The sequence below is a fragment of the Streptococcus salivarius genome, assembly GCF_000785515.1.
Classification (GTDB): domain Bacteria; phylum Bacillota; class Bacilli; order Lactobacillales; family Streptococcaceae; genus Streptococcus; species Streptococcus salivarius.
The window spans coordinates 579,777-599,712 of the sequence record NZ_CP009913.1 but is presented as its reverse complement, the minus strand read 5'-3'; the positions used below and the strand labels follow the sequence as shown (position 1 = coordinate 599,712).

Annotated in this window: 18 protein-coding genes and 1 riboswitch; of the genes, 1 reads left to right on the top strand and 17 read right to left on the bottom strand. The window is 42.4% G+C overall.

Features of this window, described 5'->3' with window-relative positions; translation table 11 throughout:
- Nucleotides 1-34: 34 nt before the first annotated feature.
- The 17 genes from mgtA to SSAL8618_RS02880 all read right to left on the bottom strand — a co-directional run bounded on the left by mgtA (nt 35) and on the right by SSAL8618_RS02880 (nt 18,725).
- Nucleotides 35-2,695, bottom strand: a complete 2,661-nt coding sequence (mgtA, locus tag SSAL8618_RS02960; RefSeq protein WP_038675538.1) for a magnesium-translocating P-type ATPase — start codon at nt 2,693-2,695, stop codon at nt 35-37.
- Between the two features lie 224 nt (nt 2,696-2,919).
- A riboswitch (M-box (ykoK) riboswitch) is annotated at nt 2,920-3,075 on the bottom strand.
- A gap of 498 nt (nt 3,076-3,573) precedes the next feature.
- Complete coding sequence (gene fni, locus SSAL8618_RS02955; RefSeq protein ID WP_037610838.1) at nt 3,574-4,578, bottom strand: type 2 isopentenyl-diphosphate Delta-isomerase; 1,005 nt, start codon at nt 4,576-4,578, stop codon at nt 3,574-3,576.
- Between the two features lie 48 nt (nt 4,579-4,626).
- Nucleotides 4,627-5,622, bottom strand: coding sequence for a phosphomevalonate kinase (locus SSAL8618_RS02950; RefSeq protein ID WP_037610840.1), 996 nt, complete (start codon nt 5,620-5,622; stop codon nt 4,627-4,629).
- Nucleotides 5,615-6,559, bottom strand: a complete 945-nt coding sequence (mvaD, locus tag SSAL8618_RS02945) for a diphosphomevalonate decarboxylase (protein ID WP_037610842.1) — start codon at nt 6,557-6,559, stop codon at nt 5,615-5,617. Before mvaD ends, SSAL8618_RS02950 begins: the two co-directional genes overlap by 8 nt.
- Nucleotides 6,541-7,419 carry a mevalonate kinase gene (gene mvk / locus SSAL8618_RS02940; protein ID WP_022496401.1) on the bottom strand — a complete coding sequence of 293 codons (879 nt, stop codon included), beginning with the start codon at nt 7,417-7,419 and terminating at the stop codon, nt 6,541-6,543. Before mvk ends, mvaD begins: the two co-directional genes overlap by 19 nt.
- A gap of 242 nt (nt 7,420-7,661) precedes the next feature.
- Nucleotides 7,662-8,978 (bottom strand): FAD-containing oxidoreductase, encoded by a 1,317-nt coding sequence (locus SSAL8618_RS02935; protein ID WP_022496400.1) that lies wholly within the window; start codon nt 8,976-8,978, stop codon nt 7,662-7,664.
- A gap of 142 nt (nt 8,979-9,120) precedes the next feature.
- Nucleotides 9,121-9,921 (bottom strand): alpha/beta fold hydrolase, encoded by an 801-nt coding sequence (locus tag SSAL8618_RS02930; protein WP_022496399.1) that lies wholly within the window; start codon nt 9,919-9,921, stop codon nt 9,121-9,123.
- A 35-nt stretch (nt 9,922-9,956) separates the two neighbouring features.
- Complete coding sequence (locus tag SSAL8618_RS02925; protein WP_022496398.1) at nt 9,957-10,319, bottom strand: hypothetical protein; 363 nt, start codon at nt 10,317-10,319, stop codon at nt 9,957-9,959.
- 212 nt (nt 10,320-10,531) lie between these two features.
- The gene (gene ald, locus SSAL8618_RS02920; RefSeq protein ID WP_022496397.1) at nt 10,532-11,644 is read right to left on the bottom strand and encodes an alanine dehydrogenase; all 1,113 of its coding nucleotides are present in this window, start codon (nt 11,642-11,644) and stop codon (nt 10,532-10,534) included.
- A 461-nt stretch (nt 11,645-12,105) separates the two neighbouring features.
- Nucleotides 12,106-13,251 (bottom strand): amidohydrolase, encoded by a 1,146-nt coding sequence (locus SSAL8618_RS02915; protein ID WP_038675533.1) that lies wholly within the window; start codon nt 13,249-13,251, stop codon nt 12,106-12,108.
- A 245-nt stretch (nt 13,252-13,496) separates the two neighbouring features.
- Nucleotides 13,497-14,216 (bottom strand): 16S rRNA pseudouridine(516) synthase, encoded by a 720-nt coding sequence (locus SSAL8618_RS02910; RefSeq protein ID WP_038675531.1) that lies wholly within the window; start codon nt 14,214-14,216, stop codon nt 13,497-13,499.
- A 129-nt stretch (nt 14,217-14,345) separates the two neighbouring features.
- Complete coding sequence (locus SSAL8618_RS02905; protein ID WP_038675529.1) at nt 14,346-15,029, bottom strand: VIT1/CCC1 transporter family protein; 684 nt, start codon at nt 15,027-15,029, stop codon at nt 14,346-14,348.
- A gap of 90 nt (nt 15,030-15,119) precedes the next feature.
- The gene (locus SSAL8618_RS02900; protein ID WP_002885931.1) at nt 15,120-15,890 is read right to left on the bottom strand and encodes a nucleoside phosphorylase; all 771 of its coding nucleotides are present in this window, start codon (nt 15,888-15,890) and stop codon (nt 15,120-15,122) included.
- A 78-nt stretch (nt 15,891-15,968) separates the two neighbouring features.
- Nucleotides 15,969-16,463: a DUF6773 family protein gene (locus tag SSAL8618_RS02895; RefSeq protein ID WP_038675527.1), complete on the bottom strand. Its 495-nt coding sequence runs from the start codon at nt 16,461-16,463 to the stop codon at nt 15,969-15,971.
- A 13-nt stretch (nt 16,464-16,476) separates the two neighbouring features.
- Nucleotides 16,477-16,674: a helix-turn-helix transcriptional regulator gene (locus tag SSAL8618_RS02890; RefSeq protein ID WP_002885991.1), complete on the bottom strand. Its 198-nt coding sequence runs from the start codon at nt 16,672-16,674 to the stop codon at nt 16,477-16,479.
- Between the two features lie 176 nt (nt 16,675-16,850).
- Nucleotides 16,851-17,834, bottom strand: a complete 984-nt coding sequence (trhO, locus tag SSAL8618_RS02885; protein ID WP_038675525.1) for an oxygen-dependent tRNA uridine(34) hydroxylase TrhO — start codon at nt 17,832-17,834, stop codon at nt 16,851-16,853.
- Between the two features lie 189 nt (nt 17,835-18,023).
- The gene (locus SSAL8618_RS02880; protein ID WP_038675523.1) at nt 18,024-18,725 is read right to left on the bottom strand and encodes a glucosamine-6-phosphate deaminase; all 702 of its coding nucleotides are present in this window, start codon (nt 18,723-18,725) and stop codon (nt 18,024-18,026) included.
- Between the two features lie 150 nt (nt 18,726-18,875).
- Between SSAL8618_RS02880 and queA the strand changes: the two genes are divergently transcribed.
- Entirely contained in the window at nt 18,876-19,919 is a 1,044-nt protein-coding gene (gene queA / locus SSAL8618_RS02875) for a tRNA preQ1(34) S-adenosylmethionine ribosyltransferase-isomerase QueA (protein WP_038675521.1), read from the top strand.
- Nucleotides 19,920-19,936: the final 17 nt, after the last annotated feature.

Below are 19,936 nucleotides of genomic sequence, written 5' to 3'. Positions count from 1 at the left end.
AGAGCTTACGCTCTTTTTTCTAAGGATAGTTGTCCTATAACCATTCTTTATATTTCTTAATATAGATATGCTTCACAAAGGTAACACTAAGCATATACAAAACGATAATAACAAACAAGAGAATGAAATAGAGACCATTTAGATGGCTAAGTTTTAAGAGACTAGCCAAAGGACTGTAAGGAAGAGAGGTTACAAAGACAGCAGCAAATAGGGTTGTCACAACAACAGATAGTGCTGGGTGGCTTTGAATAAATGGTAGTTTTGGTGAACGTAACATGTGGATAACCATGGTTTGAGACCACATAGATTCGATAAACCAACCTGTTTGGAAGATGATAATAAAGGCTGCTGCTTCTGGTGAACCATGAACATAGCCATGCCCCAAAATCATTGGCACAATGATGAAATAGAGCAAGATGTAAGTCAAAATATCAAATACAGACGAAATAGGTCCAAACCAAGCCATGAAACGCATGATTGATTTGGCTTCCCAGATATGTGGCTCTTTAAGAAATTCCTTGTCCACATTGTCAAATGGAAGAGCGATACAAGAAATATCATAGACAAGATTAAGAACAATTAAATGCACAGGTGCCATTGGTAGGAATGGTAAGAAGATGCTGGCAAAAAGGAGAGAAAAGATATTACCGAAATTTGAAGAAACAGTCATCTTGATATACTTGGTCATATTGGCATAGACCTTACGTCCTTCAACTAGACCTTTTTCCAAGACCATTAGATCCTTATCAAGCAAGATAACATCTGCAGTTTCTTTAGCAATATCAACAGCTGTATCCACAGAGATACCCACATCTGACACCTTCATAGATGGGGCATCGTTGATACCATCACCCATATAACCTACCTTGTGGCCATTTTCCTTAAGGCTTAGGATAATTCGTGCCTTTTGGTCTGGGGATAACTTAGCAAAGACTGTTGTCGTTTCCACAGCCTTAGCCAAATCTTGATCTGACATGGTATCAATGTCACTTCCAAGTAGGATGTGTCTCACATCTAGACCAACTTTTTCACAGACAGCCTGTGTCACCTTATCATTGTCTCCAGTCAAAATCTTTGTGGTCACACCATACTCTGCCAAAGCCTTGATAGCAGGTGCTGCTGATGGTTTTGGTGGGTCAAGAAAGGCAAGATATCCCGTCAAAATCATGTCACTTTCATCTTCGACACTAAAGACGTCATTTTCATTAAGCTGTGATTTATAGCTAACACCGAGAACACGCAAACCTTGTTCATTCAACTGGGCAACTTCAGCGAGAACTTCATCACGAACATCGTCGGTCAATGGGATAATGTCACCCTTGTATTCCACATAGTTAGAAACAGAGAGCATTTCTTCAAGGGCACCTTTTGTCACCATGCTGACAAAACCATCATTGTCTTTAACAATGACACTCATGCGACGGCGTTCAAAATCAAAAGGGAGCTCATCAATCTTGTGGAAGGTTTGGTCAAGGTCACGAACAATCTCGTGTTTCTTAGCTTCTCTCTCAGTTCGACTAATAATGGCACGGTCCATAAGATTTTTCAAGCCAGTTTGGAAATAAGAGTTAAGATAGGCTCTCCGAAGCACTGATAGGTCAAGGTCACCATGGATATCAAGAGGGTACTCAAGAACGATTTCATCTTGAGTCAGGGTTCCTGTCTTATCCGTACAAAGGATGTCGATAGCCCCTAGGTCTTGAATAGCATTAAGTTTTTTGATGACCACCTTTTCCTTGGCCATAATGATAGAACCCTTGGCAAGACTGGCTGTGATAATCATCGGCAACATTTCTGGGGTCAAACCGACTCCCACACTAAGGGCAAAGACGCCGGCTTCAAGCCAGTCCCCATCTGTTAAACCGTTAATCACAAAAACAACAGGAACCATGACCAACATGAGTCGAATCAAGAGCCAAGAAATGGAGTTCATCTCACGTTCAAAGGAAGTTGGTTCGTCATAAGTATTGATGGTCTGCTCGATAGCTCCCATCATGGTGTCATCACCAACAACTAAAACCAAGGCTGTTGCACGACCAGAGATAACATTAGTTCCCATGAAAGCAAGGCTCTCACTCTCAAGCAAACTCTCTAGATTTTGACCATCCGCCTTAGACAGACAAGCCTTTTCCACAGCATCGCTTTCACCTGTCAAGCCAGACTGTTGAACAAAGAAATCACGAGAGTCTAGCAAGACCACATCCGCCGGAATCATATCTCCCGCACTCAGTTTGACCACATCTCCAACCACAATTTCATCGATTGGGATTTCTTGCTCACTGCCATCTCGAAGTACTGTTGCTGTATTGACAATCATGCGAGACAAATTACTGGCAGCCTTGTCGCTACGAAGTTCTTGAATAAAACGGATACCACCAGATATCAAAACTAGAGTGACAATGATGATAGAAGTCGTTGGGTCTTCTTCACCCGGTTTAGCAAGCCAGACATTGGTGATAAAGGAAACTAGAGCAATGACTAAGAGAATAACAGTAAAGGGATTGATGATAGATTCATAAATCTTTTTGATGATAGAATCCTCTTGTCCCTTGGTTATGACATTTTCCCCATAAAGGTCACGGTTTTCTTCTACTTGGTCTTCCTTCAAGCCATCCAAATGAGTCTTGTAGCGAGTAAGGGTTGTTTCAAGTGGCTCTTGAAGAGCAGCAATAAGTCTTTCTTTATTTGTTGACATTGGAATCTCCTTATTTAATCAGGAGCCAATCACTTATGGAGTCCCTAAGACACTAATCAGCGATTGACTGGTTAGGTGCGGTTCGGGGTGATCGTCGATTAGTCTCATAGGTTTCTCCTTTCATTTTTTTACATAGTGGGTGGACCTCAGACAAAAGAAAAGAGTCCTACCCATATACAGGTAAGACTCTATAAACTCGAGGTTGATTTTTTAATAGATTCTGTCAAAAAATGGACCGTTCAAGCTTTAGCTCCGCAAGGCGATGAAATGAGCTTAGTCTTGACCTTGGCGATCAGGACTGTTGACCAACGAGTAGTGTCTCCACTGCTTTGCGGTAGTCATCCGTATCCTTGTGGTAGCCTCACCTACCGTATTTCACTGAAAATAATACTCCTAAGGCGGTAACTTGTCAAGGGGAAAAGTTACTTTTTGCTTGAGTGGGTAATAAAAAAAGAGCTTCCGCTCTTTTTTGTAAGATATTCTTTTGTAAAATGGATTTTTTTAGACTTTCCTTAAGTGAGTGCGGACGTCATCGAACTTCTTCGAAGCTCCATGACTAATTTTTGAGACCCTTCACTTTTTAATTTCTAGGCTCAGGCTAAAACAGTTCCCCAAACTGTTTTACTCTCAAAAATTCCGAGTTCTAGAAATACAAGTATTTCTAGAACTTTTCTCACAGCGGAAAGTCTCGTTAATTGCTCACTTAGCTCGCTAGAAGCAAGGCAATCGATGACAAAAACAACCAAATTAGTCTTTTGGTCGAATGCGTTAAAATTGTCAAACCAAGATTGAGAAACAAAATTAAGGATTTTAAAAAAGAAACAATTTACTTCTTTTAAAATTTCTTTTGCTTAATTCTAGAAATTTCACGCTCTTTCCTACTTTCTTTGCTTGATATAAGTCCCTTGTAGCTTACCGTGTAAGATGTAATCTACAGATTTGAGCTCATCAACAGTTTGACAATCAAGGGCACACATGATGAGACGAAGGTCATCCTTCCAGCCATTGACAATAGCCACAACCTTATCCACAGGATTACGTTCCACCAATTCAAGAACTGTTCGTGAGAGGCCTACACCTTTTACTCCTAAGACCAGACATTTAACCATATCAAGTGGATTGCGCACGCCGCCAGAGGCTAAGATTTCCACATCTTCACGAAGGTCTTGGGCTTGCAAGAGGGTCTGAACGGTGCTTTGTCCCCAGTCATTGAGGTAATCACGGTTACCGCCTCTACTATTTTCAATATAGGCGAAGCTAGTCCCACCACGACCTGAGATATCCACAGTTTTGATACCCTGAGACATGGCGTAACGAATGGTTTCCACATCCATACCAAAGCCGACCTCCTTAAGCACAAGAGGAACCTCTATTTTCTGTGCATAAGCCGCCACATTTTCCTTCCAGGTATGGAAAATACGCTCTCCTTCAGGCATGAGGAGCTCTTGCATAAGGTTGACATGAAGTTGTAGAAAGACTGGATTCATTGCTCCCACAGTCTTAATCCCCAAGTCCACAGGCTTATCCACACCGATATTGGTTGCAAGGTCTAAGTCTGGAAACTCTTGGCGATAGTCAAAGGATTCTGGTGCTTCCCCCTTTAGAGCAGCACTGTAGGAACCTGTCACCATGAGAATACCTGTTCGACTGGCCACCTCAGCTAGTTTTCGATTGACAGCCCCACCCTTGGCAGAACCACCTGTCATGGCATTAATATAAAAAGGAAAATCCCAATCTCGTCCCGCAAAATGTGTGGACAAGTCAATCTGATCTAAATCATAAGTCGGTAGAGACTTGTGGATAAGTTCCATATCGTCAAAACTATTGTAGGGCGACTGGTACTTGAGGGCATAACGGATGTGATCGTCTTTACGATTTGTCATAGGTTATTTCTTTACTTTCTTGCGTGATAATGTCTACTTAGCTGACCCCTAAACCTCATACAAAAGCTCTATTCCTTCCTCTTGCCAGCGCTCAACTAAGGTATCTCGGCTTGCTTGGTCAAAAGCAAAGGCGATACCACAGTCGCCACCTCCTGCTCCAGAGGACTTAGCAATGGCATCTAGGCCTTGCTCAGCTTCTTTGAGTTTTTTCAGCTTGTCCACATAAATATCTGGACTAAGTGATTCCAACTGGTCACTGACAGTTTGAAGGCTGCTCTTAAGTAAATTCTTATTTCCTGTTTCCAGTGCCTTGAGGGCATCTTGGACAGCAACTTCTGTTTCACTTAGATACTTGCTTGATATACGAGATTTGGCCATCTTAACCATGTCTTTTGAAATAGCAGCTTGCTTGGTCCACCCCACCAAAAAGTGAGCTTGGAGAACTGGCACTACAGGACTGATACGATAGCCCCAGTCTTTATCCAAAAGCTCTGATAGAGTTATTTGGTCTATAAGCTCTGCTATTTTTTCACGGTCAAAAGAACGATAGGAAATCAGATCCTCGTATACGATACAAGCTAAATCTCCCATAGAACCATTATCTCCTTGCTTGAGGAGGGTGTAGCTAGCTAATTTAAAGAGAATGTCTTTGGATAAGTCTTTCTGAAGGGCTGCTGCCAAGGCCTTGAGGGTCAATACCACAACAGAACCCGAAGAACCAATACCAAATTTAACCCCATCTCGTTCCAACTTTCCAGTGATGGAAAGGTCCAGAGCGGGTAACTTCTCACCACAAAAGGCCTCAAAAGTATTCAAAGCCTCTTGAATGAGGGCGTAATTTGCGTCTAGCTCACGGCCCACACTATAGTCAAACATGTCTGAGGACAACTGGGTAGTTTGTGCTTCCTTGACATCTGCTGACATGAAAATAGGAATAAATTGGATTAGGGCTGTCTGCCCAGCTGTTAAGACTGAGTATTCTCCAGCAATGTAGAGTTTCCCACCTGTTTTTACTGTGACCTGATTGACCGACTGCTTAGGCATCTGGCAACTCCTTGGTGAGTGAAACAATGACCTGATAGTCCTTACGGAAGTGGTCAGCTAGGCGGTCTAGGTCTTCTTCCAGACAGAGCACCTTAACATTTGGTCCTGCATCCATAGTAAAGTAACACTGCTCACCAGAGGCACGGAGGGCCTTAACCTTGTCCATAGCCTGATAAGAGGCTTCCGTTAGATATGAAAATGGTGGGTTAGCCGTACTTGTTGTTTGGTGCATACGAAGAGCATTAGCTTCAGTGAGCTCACCGACTGCTTGGAAATCATTAGCCTTGAGATAGTCTAACATATCCTTGTAATCCTGCTCAGACTGTTTAATCCACTCTGGGAAAGAGGTCGATGTTTCGGTGCACAATTTCATACCGTCCCGGCTTGATACGGGTTTCTTTTGATCTGTCAAAACCAGCATAATCATGGCCAATTTAAGGTCTGTTTCAACCGGGTAAACCTCACCACTATCCTTGTCCCAGGCTGCCAATGGTCCAAAGAAAGAACGTGATGATGAGCCTGAAGCAAACTTGGCAATTTGAGCTAATTCAGACTGCGTTTTTCCGACTTGGAAGAGCTCGTTAGCTGCTTTAACTAGGGCAGAAAGTCCTGAGGAACTTGAGGATAGACCCGCTGCTGTTGGCATGTTGTTCCAAGTTTCAATCTTGACATGTTGGTTTGGATTAGTACGGAAGAGATCTAAAACCTTGCTGGCCTTGGTTGTTTCTTTTTCCCCTTGGAGCTCATCATCGATATACATGACATCACCAGTCGCATCCTCAGGCAGAAAAGATAACTTGGTTTCCGTATACATATTTTCCAAAGTCAGTGAGATACTACTGGTTGAAGGAATCATACGCTCCGCATCCGCCTTACCCCAGTATTTGACAATAGCAATATTTGCGTACGATTTGACGCTTACAGGCTTTCTATCCACGTGTTTACGGCTCCTTTTTCTTGAAGTTTTTTAGCAATCGTTCGGGCTTGGTCTTTAGTACTTGTTAGGGCAATAATGCAACCACCCAATCCTCCACCTGACATCTTGGCTCCCAGTGCACCTTGCTCCAGAGCAGTTGCTACTAGAAGATCCGACAAATCACAAGACACCCCTAAAGATTTAAGGTGATTATGGGCTTGAGACATGAGCTGACCAAGAAGCTTTTGATTCTTGGCTTTGAGGGCTTCCTCTGCCTGCTGACTTAATTCGCCCAGTTGGTTGAGATCTGACAAGGCATCTAAACCAATATCCTCAACCTTTTCCACGGCCTCACGGGTATTTCCATGGATTCCCGTATCAGCAATGACCAGATAGGCACCTAAATTGACCTCGATTTCCTTGAAACCAATGTTTCGCGTAAAGCTAATGGCTTTGTCACTCAAGCAGGTCTTTGCATCTAAACCACTAGGTTTACTATGGGCAATAGTCTCCGCCTGATGAACCAGCATTTCCAAGGTCTCCTGGCTAAGCTCCTGATCAAAATAATCAAAGACCGCTCGAATTGCCGCAATGGCCACTGCAGCAGACGACCCCATGCCACGCTTCTCAGGGACACTAGACTTAATAGCATAGCTGATAGGCTGATTCTTGATTTTCAGATAATTAAGCGCTGAAAAAATCGCCGTCGTCAAGGGATCTTGAGCCTTGAGCGTCAAAGGAGTCTCAGCCGCCTGAATCTGACAGACAACCTCAATATCCTTAAGAGGGAGGGCAAGAGCAGGATGACCATAAACGACCGAGTGCTCCCCCATCAAAATAATCTTACTGTGAGCCTTGCCCACTCCTACTTTCTTAGTCATAAGCTATACACACTCACAGACGAATTTGCAGGCGAGTGTCTTTCTAGATTTTTCATACAGATTCTAGTGGTGACTCAAGGTCAATCAAGCATTCAAAGGAGACAAAGAGCACCAATCTAAGGAATTTTCCTATGTCACTTCTATCTTATCATCAAAGCGCAAAAAAAAGCGACATCTAACCTAGAGTGTTGCTTTGTATGGATGATATACTCACAAAAAAGAGCCTCTCGGCTCTTTTCATTTTAAATCGCAAACAAATCGTTTAGGTTCTCAGCCATAGTTGGGTGAGTAAAGATTTGTTTAGCCAAATCTGTATATGGAATGTGATGATTCATCGCCAGGGTAATTAGATTGATAATTTCATGGGATTCTTGACCAAAGAGGGTCACTCCCAAGATTTCCTTAGTTTCAGGGTTTACCACAGCTTTGAAAGCACCGCGCAAATCACCGTTAACATGACCACGAGGCATACCTGCCACTGGCATTTCTTTAACTGCTACTGGCAAACCTTGTTCCTTGGCTTGGTCTTCAGTAAGGCCAACCTGTGCCAAAGGTGGGTTGAGGAACATGGCAGTTGGAACTGCTCCACGTGTTTCAAGGTTATAGCTACCATCCCCTGTCAAGTAGTTAAAGACAATACGGAAATCATCTAGTGAAATGTAAGTGAATTGGAGACCACCATTAACATCCCCCACCGCAAAGACACCATGAACACTTGTTTCCAAATGTTTATTGACCTGGATACCACCACGTTCAGTCAAGGCAATATCTGTATTTTCCAAGTGAAGGGGTTCGATATTAGGCTTGCGTCCTGTCGCATAGAGGAGCGCATCAAAACGGAACTCGCCTTTGTCAGTAACAACGACAACTTCATCACCGTCATTCTTAACTTCAGATGTTTTAACACCTTGCTCAAAGACAATGCCGTCCTCTTCCATGTATTCCTTGGCCAACTTAGCAATAGATGGCTCTACACGTGGCAAGAAGCTAGTCGCTGCATCCAAGACAGTCACTTGGCTTCCCAAACGGTTATAAAGACCAGCAAATTCAAGACCGATATTACCACCACCTAGGACACCCAGACGTTTTGGCAAGGCTTTAAGGGTTTGAATACCAGTTGAATCATAGACATGCTCAGTTGTTGTCAAACCAGGAATAGGCAAGACATTAGACACAGCACCAGTATTGATAACAATAGTCTCAGCTGTAAGCTCTTGGCGGTCATCACCAGCTACTACTTCAATAACCTTATTTGACACAAAATGTGCCTCTGCATCAATGACATCAACGCCATTGTCTGCCAACATCTTATAATTCTTAGCATTAAGACGACCAGTCACCGCACCACGTTCTTTCATAGTGTCGTCAAAAGACCAGCCCTTCTCAGCCGCAACAATCATAGTCTTAGTTGGGATACAAGCAATATTAATGCAAGTACCACCATACATCGCTTTACTGCGCTCGATGACAGCAACTTTCTTACCAGCTGCATTCATCTTAGCAGCCAGAGTTTTACCGGCTTTACCGAAACCGATAACAATCAAATCATAGTTTAACATTTCTGTATCCTCCTATCTACCGCCATTCTATCATTTAATTTTTCAGACTGCACACAATTGAACTGGAAATAAAAAGAGGCTACAGCTTTTATTGTAACCCCTTTCTCATTCTATTTTAATAGTTTTTCTATCGGTCCACTACCTAAGCATTCTTTCGCAGAAATTCTAATATCATTTTATTAAATTGCTTACTTTCAATAAAGGCTGCGTGCCCCAGTTTACTAAATTCATAATAGGAAGCATTTGGAATGCTATTTGCAAGTTCCCTTGCACCATCCACTCCCAGAACCAAATCTTTTTTAGCCCCCAAGACAAGAGTCGGGCAGGTGATTTTATCAAGGGACTTATGGCAATCAAACTCAAGAATTGACTTGGCTAAACGGACAAATCGTTCTTGTTTTTCAACACTCACAGTCTTCAAAAATAGTTTATTAATCACATATAATTTCTTTAACATAGGAGACGAAAATGTTTTACACATTGAATCCTTATTGAGCTTAGCTATCTCACCATTTTTAGCCATCTCAATCCAGCCTCCGATAGTGTCTCTACTGATTTCATTATTTCGAGAGAATGTCAGAGCTAACACCAGACTAGTCACCTTTTGAGGATACTTAATAGCAAACAGCTGAGCAATCATACCACCTTGTGACATGCCTATGATAGAGGCATTAGCAATATGCAATTCTTGTAAAGAATGATAGAGGTCATCAACCATATTCTCAATTGAAATACCTTCTTTGATATGGTTCTTTCTATCAAAAATATAGACCGTATACTCCTTAGCATATCGATAAAATAACGAGCAAATGGCAAGGTCAGACATATCACTTAAGCCTTGCAAACTTAATCCCGTAATGATAACGAGAACCTTATCTCCTCGACCAAAAGTGACATAGTCAACGCCCTGGTCTGACAAATGATTTCTATGAATACTAAACATTATTTAAATTCTTTCATTGCAAAATTTAAGTATTATCATGCGTCCGGTGCATTATTTGATGCCATGATGATAATACTTACCAAGACAACAAAGGTAACTTGCCAAAGAATGAAGGCCATGAAATCCCCACCTTTAAAAATAAGCAGGTCACAAAGTAAAATAGCCAATAGTACAGCATTTTTTCTAAAAAGTTGGTCACAGTTTTTCCAAAAAGTTTCAAAAGAAATATTGGCTCCTATCTTACGAACAAGCTTCACATGATAAATAATCTCAACCAGGGATGCCGCAGCTACTGTAGTTAGCAGTTCGGTCAAAGAGACATCCATACGAAAACCAAAATAAAGAACGACAAGCTGAGAAAAGACAATTGCTGTGAAAACGCGAACATGATTAGTCACGATAAAACCTCCTATTGGTAAGCAAGAATAAAAAGCATTATAGGTACTCATTACTGCCCTTATTATTTCTACTCATTATAGCATAAAATAAGAGTAACATTAGAAAAACTCCTATATTTTCAGTCTTTGTGGCAGTTCTTATCTTAGACCACAAAAAAAGGAGTCAACCACATCATGGTACAACTCCTCTTTGTTTATGGTCAATAGTCTATTTATGCCAATTCGTCAATGGCAGTATAATCTCTGTTTAGTCCCTCTGCAACCGGTCTGCTAGTGATACGACCTTGGTAGGTTGTGACCCCTTGACGAAGGCCTTCGTCGTCGTTAATTGCCTTTCTGAATCCTTTTCCTGCCAGGGCTTCGATATAAGGCAAAGTGACATTGGTAAGGGCAATGGTTGATGTACGTGCCACAGCTCCTGGGATATTGGCAACGGCATAGTGAAGGACACCATGTGTTTCATAAACGGGCTCATCGTGAGTGGTCACGCGATCCGCAGTTTCAACAACCCCACCTTGGTCAACGGCAACGTCAACAATAACAGAACCTGGACGCATTTGTTTAACCATATGGTCAGTAACGAGTTTCGGCGCTTTTGCCCCTGGGATAAGAACTGCACCGATAACCACATCAGCATCACGAACACTCGCTTCAATATTGAACGGATTTGACATAAGTGTTTGAATTTGGCTACCAAAGACTTCCTCAAGGACAGACAAACGTTTGGCACTGATATCAAGAATAGTCACTTGAGCCCCAAGTCCAAGTGCGATACGGGCTGCATGTGTCCCTACGACACCACCACCGATAATAGTCACTTTCCCTTTAGGAACACCAGGTACCCCACCTAGGAGAACGCCAGAACCACCCTCTTGTTTGGTCAAGAAGTGAGCACCGATTTGAACGGCCATACGTCCTGCGACTTCACTCATTGGAACCAAAAGTGGTAGGTGACCTTCTTGGCTACGTACTGTTTCATAGGCCACACCTGTTGTCTTAGCATTGACCATAGCATCTGCCAATTCTGGCGCTGCTGCCATGTGCAAGTAGGTAAAGAGTAAAAGATCCTCACGAAGGAAGCCATATTCTTCAGCAAGTGGCTCCTTAACTTTAACAACAAGTTCTGCTGCCCAGGCTTCTGCAGCAGTTGCAACAATTTTGGCACCTTGATTGGCATAATCTGCATCCGCAAAACCAGAGCCAAGGCCTGCATTTGTTTCGATTAACACGACATGTCCCTTAGCCACAAGACTTTGGACACCCGCAGGCGTTAGAGCCACACGGTTCTCGTTATTTTTGATTTCTTTTGGAATACCAATTAACATACGTTTCTCCTTATTCGGAAGTTATAAGGTCAACCATCAAAAAGATGACTTGACCACTTCCTATCTATTTTTGAAATGATAACGCTTTCATTTTATCTAAAAAACTCAAAAATAGCAAGTGAAAAATCTTCCCTCCCTTTCTAAGTCCTGAAATCTTGCTTCTAAAATACGACAAAAGAACCCAACCAACCGGCTGGGCTCTTAAGTGTAAACTAAATGATCAAAAGATTTTTTCTACTTAAGCACGTCCTCCTTTTCAATATCAAAAGTAGTACCAATTTAAAGTCCTTAAGCTTTATTTAAAACTCTTAACAAAATAATCAAAGAGTCCTTGGTCTTTTAAAAACTTATGTCCCAAGAGAAACTCAGGATGCCACTGAACACCTATAAATGGGGCGTCAGTGAAGCTCTCAACTCCCTAACAAGTTTTTCATTACTGGTAATACCGATTAAGGGAATGGTCATTTGCCTTTCTCCTTAAAATAGTCAAGTAGGAAAAGGGCGTTTTCCACATAGTAACTCACAGCTACTGGCAAGGCCTCATCTTTCACAAGAAAATCATCATGGTGCCAGTCTGGTGCATTTTCTTCACCATTTGGGCCAACAAAGGCAAAGACTCCTGGTATTTCCTTTTGATAGGCCGCAAAGTCTTCGCCCCCTGTTGATGGCAAAGTTTCAATCACTTCTGCAAAGGCCTTAGAATTTTCAAAGATGAGTGGTGTGAGTGTCTGGTCATTGTAGGTCACGTAAGGTGAATTACCCCAAGTAATGTCAACTTGAGCACCAAACTGGTCAGCTGTCGCCTGAACAACTTTTTCAAAGCGAGCAATGACATCTTCACGAACCTTAGGCTCAAAGGTACGAATCGTTCCTTCAAAAAAGCCTGCTGCCGGAAGGACATTCCAGGTATTTCCAACTTCGATATGAGTAACTGACAATACTGCTGATTCAAAGGGCGATACCGTACGAGCAACAATCTGTTGTAAATTGTTGATGATGGTCGTAGTGACCAAGACCGTATCCACACCCAAATCAGGACGGGCAGCATGGGACGAAACACCTTTAACATCAACCCTAAACTGCTCCACACCTGCCATGATAGCTCCCGAACGAAGACCAATCTGACCAGGTTTCAAGTGAGGATTATTGTGATAACCGATGATAGCTGACACACCGTCAAGACCACCCGCTTCAATGACCTGATAGGCCCCTTGGAAATTTTCCTCGGCTGGTTGAAAAATCAATCGAACGGTCCCCTTAAGCTCGGCTTCTCTTTCTTTTAAAAGCTGAGCAGCTCCGAGAAGAGAGGTCTGGTGAAAATCATGACCACAAGCATGCATGGCCCCATTGTCGCTGGCATAAGGAAGTCCTGTCTTTTCCTTAATCGGTAGGGCATCAATATCAGCACGTAAAGCAATAATCGGATAACCTGACCCAATCTCAGCGATGAGTCCCGTCTTCAAGGGATAATTTAAAGGCTCAATACCTAGATTTTTCAAATAACCTTTCAAAAAGACTGTCGTATCATGCTCCTCCTCAGAAACCTCTGGATGTTGGTGAATCTGATGACGCGTCTTTGCTAAATGATCATAAAATGCTTCTGTCATAATGAACCTCCCTCTCTGATTAGACCTGCTCATTGCCCTGACTTACTTAAGTTCTCAATCGAATTGATACCATCATACCACCAGAAACAAGGCTTGAAAAATTAAAAAACTTATAGAATGTCATAAGTTTTACTTATACCCCTAGAAAAGTCCGTCATTATGGGCCTTACAGTATTAAGCCTAGTGATAGGATGGACCTATCAGGAGATTGAAAGTTCCTATCATACCTTAATAAGAAGAAATGACTAGCCCAAATAAGTACGCAAAATCACTTTTTCCGCTTCCGTTAAGGCTCTGTAGGAACCTACTGCTATCCCTTCATCAAGCTTAAATGCTCCAAAAGAAATCCGCTTAAGATAGGTCACCTTGACTCCATAAGCCAAGAACATCTTTTTCACTTGATGAAATTTACCTTCCGAAATCGTAATGTGAGCACTACTCTTGTCACTCGCAGAACTTAGAATTTCTAGCTGAGCTGATTTACAAACAGTACCATCCTCAAAGACAACACCCGACTCAAAAAATGCAGGTGCATCAGGCCCAAGAACATCATTGACCTCAACATAATAAGTCTTAGCTACATGATAGCGGGGGTGAAGCATGGCAAAGCCCAGAGGCCCATTGTTGGTAATCAGCACCAAACCCTCCGTATCTCTATCCAATCGGCCCACAGGATAGAGACCGTCTCGCTGATCTTCAGGCTTAATCAAATCAATGACTGTTTGGTGCTTCTTGTCCTTTCGAGCTGACACTACACCTGCTGGTTTATTCATGAGATAGTAAACTTCTGGCGTATGCTCCAGTTCCTTACCAGAAACCGTGATGGTTTGAAGACTAGCATCCACATTTAGATTATCTCGATCCGCCAAGATACCATCTACATAAACTTGACGGCTACGAATGAGCTTCTTGACCTGATTGCGGGAACCATAGCCCGCCTGTCCTAATAATTTGTCTAAACGCATAACCTTATTGTACCACGGATAAGCCTGGTCTAGCAGACTAAAAAAGGAGGACATAAGAAAGGTATCAAAAGAACTCTGGATAAAACAAAAAGTCTACCTTAAAAGATAGACTTATCACATTATTAAGACTTACACATTTACGTGGAAGATATGCCCGACCAAGAAGGTCACAAGCATGGTCAAGAGTCCTACTGTCAAGTTACGCAACATCGCTTGTTTAACAGGTGCTTTTCCGAGCTTGGCACTGATATAACCAGTCAAGAGCAAGGTAAGGGCAACCACGACCACTGTTACAGGAATACGGTAAGGCTCTGGGAACAGCATGATAGCTAGGGCTGGTGGCAAGGAACCAACTGAAAAAGCCAGGAAACTAGATACAGCAGCATGCCATGGATTCGTAATTTCATCTAAATCCACCCCATATTTTTCCTCAACTAAGACCTTAATCGGATTCTTATTGAAGGCTTGATTAACCTTAACTTCAGCTGCTGTTTCGCAATCCCCCTGACTGAGGAAGGTTTGATACAAACTCTCTCTAGCTGCCTCAGGAGAGCGGTCCAAGAGGGATTGTTCCTTAGCGATAGCAGCTTCTTCAGTATCTTTTTGCGTTGACACACTGACATATTCGCCACCTGCCATCGAAAAGGCACCGGCAAAAATCGCTGACAAGGCAGAAATCAAGATGAACCAGATGTTTGATGTCGCACTGGCCACACCGATAACCACTCCCGCAATGGAAATGATACCATCATTAGCCCCCAAAACACCAGCTCTTAAAATATTTAAACGTTCTGCAAAATTCTTATCTTCCAATTCTCTTACTCCTTATTTAGAATGATTCTAAAAAGTATTATAGCAGTTATTTAGAATGATTACAAATAAGAAGTTTGAAAAATAGAATTTTTAAGGTTTACTCCAGTCACACGCAAACTCCAAAGCTAATAAAGCTACCTTGTCCTTTTCATCCAAGTCCATATGATTCATCAAGTTACGGGCATCCCAATTACCTTCAGAAAGGTGGTCCGCAGCATAGAAGAAATGGCAGATGTCAACACCTCTAAACTTTGCTAAAGCTGCAACTGCAGAGCACTCCATATCCACACAAATGGCCCCTGCTGCCTTTCGAGCTTTGAGTTTAGCACTCGTCTCACGGTAAATACCATCAGTTGTCCAGACCTTGCCTTCCTTATGAGGAATCTGACGCTCATTGAGATAGGAACGAAAACAATCTAAAACACCCACATTTACCGCAATCTCATTGCTAGCTTCCACATAGTGAAAACTCGTTCCTTCATCTCTAAGAGCATGACTAGGGATAATAATAGAAGTCTCTTTAATATCTTCATCAAGCACCCCACAAGTCCCAAAGAGCACCAGTTTATCAGTTCCCAAAGCAAAAATATCCTCTAAAATAGCCACACAGGCAGAGGCACCTACAGGTGCATTAAAAAGAGCCAACTCCTGCTCATCAATAACAAGCTTATATATCGGAATAGCCACATTCGCCATGGACGTTTCATAGATAAGTTCATGAGGAAACATCTCAAGCATTCGTTGAAAGGTCGAACGAGAAAAACAGGATACAGCTATTTTAGGAAACCCCTCAAGAGGCTCATTCAAGTCCTCGGGATTGATAATCGCTTGTCTATTATCATCAAATTCAGTTAGTAGCATACGTGACCTCCTTAGTTTTAGGACCCATTATAACACAAAAAAATCAGACCAAAAAGAACGGTCTGATTCTCTCACTATTTATTCTTCATTCTCCAAATCGTCCAGCTGTTTTTCAAGACGCCTTCTCTCATATCTTCCCAGTTCTGTGAGAGCCCAATTCATAAAGAAAACAACGGGAGCATACAACATATAAGTAACTGCCCAAACCATGAGATATCTAGGATCCAAGGGATTATTATGATAGACATTGTGGTTTGACTGATAGTTAACAATCATCATTTCAAGGGTGATAAGCCCAGTCACCAGTAAACAACCTAGGACTGTCATACTCGAACTACCAAAAGCATTTACAGCAAGACGTTCAGATCTATAAATTGACCAAATACATACTATCAACAATGGATAAAGTAAGTAATTAGCAGAGATAACACCCTTGTTAAAGAGGGAGCCATAGACCATGCATACAAGCGTCCCTGCAATCATTATGTAATAACATTCGGCTGCAACCTTATTATTTAGAGCTTCTTCGCGTTCATCTGTAACTTTATTATTAACAAGCTTAAATTTCATCATCTTTACTTCCTTCCTAAATCTCCCAAAACAGTTGATCCAAAGTCCTGTCCAGTGTTTTACAAATGGCAATGCATAAACCTAGGCTGGGATTGTACTTTCCAGCTTCAATCAAGCCTATGGTTTGTCTTGTTGCACCTACCGCTTCTGCCAAGTCACCCTGGGTCATATCATGCTCTGCTCGAGCTGCTTTTAAGCGTAAATTCTTTGCCACATGCCCTCTCCTTTTCATCTTATCTGATATTATCGTCGACATTGATTAGGTTCACCATCTGTTTTCATCTTAATTACACACTATATATTTCTAATTGCAATATATATCTGTCATTATTTTAGAAATAAATTGCAAAAAAAAGCCGAGATTCCTCTCAACTTCTTCACTATTTAAACTTAGGCAGGTGTTACATCCAAGCTTTCACCAATAGCCGCAAGGCGTGCGACAACTTCTTCTTGGCTCAAACCATTTTCAGAGACATAACGGTTACGTGGGTGAACACGGCATTCGTGTGAGCAGCCACGAAGGTACTTGTCTTCATTTTCCTCCGAAGCAAGCATACGACGGTTACAGAATGGGTTACCGCAGTTAACATAGCGTTCACAAGGCGTCCCATCGAACCAATCCTTACCGACAACGACAGGATCTACATGGTTGATGTCAACGGCAATACGCTCGTCAAAGACATACATCTTACCATCCCAAAGCTCCCCTTGAACCTCTGGATCTTTACCGTAAGTCGCGATACCACCATGCAATTGACCGACATCTTTGTAGCCTTCACGCACCATCCAACCTGAGAATTTCTCACAGCGGACACCACCAGTACAGTACACAACCACGCGCTTGTCCATGAACTCTTCTTTATGGTCGCGGACCCACTGTGGCAATTCACGGAAGTTGCGGATGTCTGGACGAATAGCCCCACGGAAGTGACCAAGGTCATACTCATAGTCGTTACGTGTATCGAGGACAACAGTGTCCTCATCTAAAAGGGCGTCTTTAAACTCTTTTGGTGACAAGTAAGCACCTGTTGTTTCAAGTGGATTGATGTCGCTGTCAAAGTTATCATCCTCTAAACCAAGGTGAACGATTTCCTTCTTGTAACGCACAAACATCTTCTTGAAGGCTTGCTCTTCTTCCTCATCAATCTTGAACCAAAGGTCCTCCATCCCTGGAAGGCTGTGAACGTAGTCCATGTATTTTTGAGTGGTTTCATAGTCACCAGAAACCGTTCCATTGATTCCCTCATCAGCGACCAAGATACGTCCTTTCAGACCGATTGACTTACAGAAAGCCAAGTGGTCTGCCGCAAATTGCTCAGCGTTTTCGATGGGAAGGTATTTATAATAAAGCAATACTCGAATAGGTTTTGCCATTGTATGTCCTCTTTCTTTATGAAATATCTATATCTGTTGTTTGATAGTCAAAGTCAACTTAACTATTATAGCGCTATCAAAGAGAGCTAAGCAATTGATTTGCTTGGAAGTGACTTTTCACAAAAGAAAAAGGCTGAGCGCCAAATGGCTCAACCTGAGTTTCGTAAGATTGTTTTTCAAAAGATAGTATTACAATTTCGCAGCGGCTGCCTCATCTAAGATAAGAGTCACATCTGGATGATTTTGCAAGACACTGGCTGGGACTTCCTCTGTCACAGGACCCTTGACCATCTTGAAAATGGCATCTGCCTTCTTGTCACCATAGGCAAACAAGATAATCTTCTTAGCAGCCATAATAGAAGCAATCCCCATTGAAATAGCCTTTGTAGGGACTTGGTCACGACTGGCAAAGAAACGACTATTGGCTTCAATGGTGCTATCAGTCAAGTCGACCACATGAGTTTGACTATCAAAAGGCGTACCTGGCTCATTAAAACCAATATGCCCATTACTTCCGATTCCTAGGATTTGCAGGTCAATAGCATGGTGTGCCAAGACGTCATCGTAATCCTTAGCAGCCTGCTCCAAGTCCTCAGCCATGCCGTCAGGCAAGAAGCTCTCCTTAAATGGCTTGGCATCAAAGAGTTGAGCCTTCATAAAGGCATGATAGCTCTGCTCATGGTCTGGTGCTAGTCCGACGTACTCATCCAAATTGACGCTGTAAAGTTTCGAAAAATCCACGTCACTTTCAACCATCTCTTGGTAAAGGGCGATAGGGGAACTACCTGTCGCCAAGCCCAATGTTTGAGCACCTGCTACAAGGCTCTCTTTAAGAAGATCAAAGGCAACTTGGCCTCCCTCAACTTGATTCTTAACTAAAATCTTTTTCATTCTATTCACCTCGATATTGGTATATACCATTTTCTTTATTATCTCTTTTTTTAACACTTTTGTCAAGCGCTTTCACTCAACTCCTTTAATGACTGTCATCCTATATCGTGCTATAATAAAAAGGCTGAAAATTTTTAAACGAGGAAAGAAATGAATACAAACGATTTTGATTTTGAACTACCAGAGGAATTGATTGCCCAAACCCCATTGGAACAACGTGATGCCTCTAAACTCTTGGTCATTAATCCTGTAACCAAGGAAATGACTGATACCCACTTCGACCACATCATTGACCAGCTTAACCCTGGCGATGCCTTGGTCATGAACAATACGCGCGTACTTCCTGCCCGTCTCTACGGTGAAAAGCCTGATACCCACGGCCATGTGGAATTTCTCCTTTTAAAAAATACCCAAGGGGATCAATGGGAAGTTTTAGCCAAACCAGCCAAACGCCTTAAAGTAGGTGCTAAAGTCAGTTTTGGTGATGGCCGTTTGACTGCTACTGTCACTGAGGAACTAGATCACGGTGGACGAATCGTAGAATTTAACTACGACGGTATCTTCCTTGAGGTTTTGGAAAGCTTGGGTGAGATGCCATTGCCACCTTATATCCATGAAAAATTGGAAGACCGCGACCGTTACCAAACAGTCTATGCCAAGGAAAATGGCTCTGCCGCTGCTCCAACAGCTGGCCTCCATTTCACTCCTGAGTTACTTCAAAAGATTGAAGCTAAAGGCGTAAAATTGGTCTACCTCACCCTTCACGTTGGACTGGGAACCTTCCGACCTGTTTCTGTCGATAATGTCGACGAACATGAGATGCACTCAGAATTTTACACCCTCAACCAAGACGCTGCCGATACACTCAATAGTGTCAAAGCCGCTGGAGGACGCATCATTGCAGTTGGAACAACCTCTATCCGAACACTGGAAACAATCGGCAATAAATACGATGGTCAACTTCAAGCTGACTCCGGCTGGACCAATATCTTTATCAAACCAGGTTACCAATTCACAGTCGTAGATGCCTTTTCAACCAACTTCCATCTTCCAAAATCAACCTTGGTAATGTTGGTTTCAGCCTTTGCTGGCCGTGAATTCGTCCTTGATGCCTATAAACACGCCGTCCAAGAACGCTACCGCTTCTTCAGTTTCGGAGATGCCATGTTCGTCACACGACGTGCTGAGAAATAAATATTGATTTTGAGACT

Coding starts and splice junctions, on each gene's coding strand:
- mgtA (WP_038675538.1), bottom strand. CDS start 2,695: ATGTCAACAAATAAAGAAAGACTTATTGCTGCTCTTCAAGAGCCACTT.
- fni (WP_037610838.1), bottom strand. CDS start 4,578: ATGACAAATCGTAAAGACGATCACATCCGTTATGCCCTCAAGTACCAG.
- SSAL8618_RS02950 (WP_037610840.1), bottom strand. CDS start 5,622: ATGCCTAAGCAGTCGGTCAATCAGGTCACAGTAAAAACAGGTGGGAAA.
- mvk (WP_022496401.1), bottom strand. CDS start 7,419: ATGACTAAGAAAGTAGGAGTGGGCAAGGCTCACAGTAAGATTATTTTG.
- SSAL8618_RS02935 (WP_022496400.1), bottom strand. CDS start 8,978: ATGTTAAACTATGATTTGATTGTTATCGGTTTCGGTAAAGCCGGTAAA.
- SSAL8618_RS02930 (WP_022496399.1), bottom strand. CDS start 9,921: ATGTTTAGTATTCATAGAAATCATTTGTCAGACCAGGGCGTTGACTAT.
- ald (WP_022496397.1), bottom strand. CDS start 11,644: ATGTTAATTGGTATTCCAAAAGAAATCAAAAATAACGAGAACCGTGTG.
- SSAL8618_RS02915 (WP_038675533.1), bottom strand. CDS start 13,251: ATGACAGAAGCATTTTATGATCATTTAGCAAAGACGCGTCATCAGATT.
- SSAL8618_RS02910 (WP_038675531.1), bottom strand. CDS start 14,216: ATGCGTTTAGACAAATTATTAGGACAGGCGGGCTATGGTTCCCGCAAT.
- SSAL8618_RS02900 (WP_002885931.1), bottom strand. CDS start 15,890: ATGCTACTAACTGAATTTGATGATAATAGACAAGCGATTATCAATCCC.
- SSAL8618_RS02895 (WP_038675527.1), bottom strand. CDS start 16,463: ATGATGAAATTTAAGCTTGTTAATAATAAAGTTACAGATGAACGCGAA.
- trhO (WP_038675525.1), bottom strand. CDS start 17,834: ATGGCAAAACCTATTCGAGTATTGCTTTATTATAAATACCTTCCCATC.
- SSAL8618_RS02880 (WP_038675523.1), bottom strand. CDS start 18,725: ATGAAAAAGATTTTAGTTAAGAATCAAGTTGAGGGAGGCCAAGTTGCC.
- queA (WP_038675521.1), top strand. CDS start 18,876: ATGAATACAAACGATTTTGATTTTGAACTACCAGAGGAATTGATTGCC.